We start from the raw sequence: 1,734 nt of genomic DNA, 5'->3' as shown, positions 1-1,734 counted from the left end.
CCGATCACGCCGGCCTCGGACATCCTGCACGAGCTCAGCCGGCACAAGAACTTCGGCGTGCGGACCTTCCAGGCCGAGGACGAGATCGCCGGCATCGGCGCCGCGCTGGGCGCGGCCTTCGGCGGCTCGCTCGCCGTCACCACCACCTCCGGCCCCGGCGTGGCGCTCAAGAGCGAGACGATCGGCCTCGCCGTCTCCCTGGAGCTGCCGCTGCTGATCGTCGACATCCAGCGCGGCGGCCCGTCGACGGGTCTGCCGACCAAGACCGAGCAGGCCGACCTGCTCCAGGCGATGTACGGGCGCAACGGCGAGGCCCCCGTCCCGATCGTCGCCCCGAAGACCCCGGCCGACTGCTTCGACGCGGCCCTGGAGGCGGCCCGGATCGCCCTCACGTACCGCACCCCGGTCTTCCTCCTCTCCGACGGCTACCTCGCCAACGGCTCCGAGCCGTGGCGGATCCCCGAGGTCGGGTCCCTGCCCGATCTGCGGACCGCGTTCGCCACCGGCCCGAACCACACCCAGGCCGACGGCACCGAGGTCTTCTGGCCCTACAAGCGCGACCCCGAGACCCTGGCCCGCCCCTGGGCCGTCCCCGGCACCCCCGGCCTCGAACACCGCATCGGCGGCATCGAGAAGCAGGACGGCACCGGCAACATCTCCTACGACCCCGCCAACCACGAGTTCATGGTCCGCACCCGCCAGGCCAAGGTCGACGGCATCGACGTCCCCGACATCGAGACCGACGACCCGGACGGCGCCCGGACCCTGGTCCTCGGCTGGGGCTCCACCTACGGCCCGATCACCGCCGCCGTGCGCCGCATCCGCCGCGAGGGCGGCCACATCGCCCAGGCCCACCTGCGCCACCTCAACCCCTTCCCGAAGAACCTCGGCGAGGTACTGAAGCGGTACGACAAGGTCGTGATCCCCGAGATGAACCTCGGCCAGCTCGCCACCCTCATCCGCGCCAAGTACCTCGTCGACGCCCGCAGCCACAACCAGGTCAACGGCATGCCGTTCAAGGCCGAGCAGCTCGCCGCCGCCCTCAAGGAGGCCATCGATGCCTGAGCCGCGCAGCGACTCGCTCCTGCACCTGGTCCCCAAGGCCCAGGCGCAGCAGACCATGAAGGACTTCAAGTCCGACCAGGAGGTCCGCTGGTGCCCCGGCTGCGGTGACTACGCCGTGCTCGCCGCCGTCCAGGGCTTCATGCCCGAGCTGGGCCTGGCGAAGGAGAACATCGTCTTCGTCTCCGGCATCGGCTGCTCCTCCCGCTTCCCGTACTACATGAACACCTACGGGATGCACTCCATCCACGGCCGCGCCCCGGCCATCGCCACCGGCCTGGCGACCTCCCGCCGCGACCTGTCCGTCTGGGTCGTCACCGGCGACGGCGACGCCCTCTCCATCGGCGGCAACCACCTCATCCACGCCCTGCGCCGCAACGTCAACCTCAAGATCCTGCTCTTCAACAACCGGATCTACGGACTCACCAAGGGCCAGTACTCCCCCACCTCCGAGGTCGGCAAGATCACCAAATCGACCCCGATGGGCTCCCTCGACGCCCCCTTCAACCCCGTCTCCCTCGCCATCGGCGCCGAGGCGACCTTCGTCGCCCGCACCGTCGACTCCGACCGCAAACACCTCACCGAGGTCCTGCGCCAGGCCGCCGACCACGACGGCACCGCCCTCGTCGAGATCTACCAGAACTGCAACATCTTCAACGACGGCGCCTTCGA

1 protein-coding gene and 1 pseudogene are annotated in these 1,734 nt (G+C 70.1%); both read left to right on the top strand.

The window, feature by feature from the left end; genetic code table 11:
- Positions 1–1,065 (top strand): annotated as a pseudogene (locus ACFVU3_RS39980) (2-oxoglutarate ferredoxin oxidoreductase subunit alpha); the annotation flags it as partial.
- Positions 1,058–1,734, top strand: a 677-nt coding sequence (locus tag ACFVU3_RS39975; protein ID WP_390073699.1) for a 2-oxoacid:ferredoxin oxidoreductase subunit beta, incomplete at its 3' end; no start/stop codon positions are given. The pseudogene ACFVU3_RS39980 and the gene ACFVU3_RS39975, both read left to right, overlap by 8 nt.

The sequence above is a fragment of the Streptomyces sp. NPDC058052 genome (assembly GCF_042885515.1).
Classification (GTDB): Bacteria; Actinomycetota; Actinomycetes; order Streptomycetales; family Streptomycetaceae; genus Streptomyces.
This window is presented reverse-complemented; position numbering and strand designations above follow the sequence as displayed.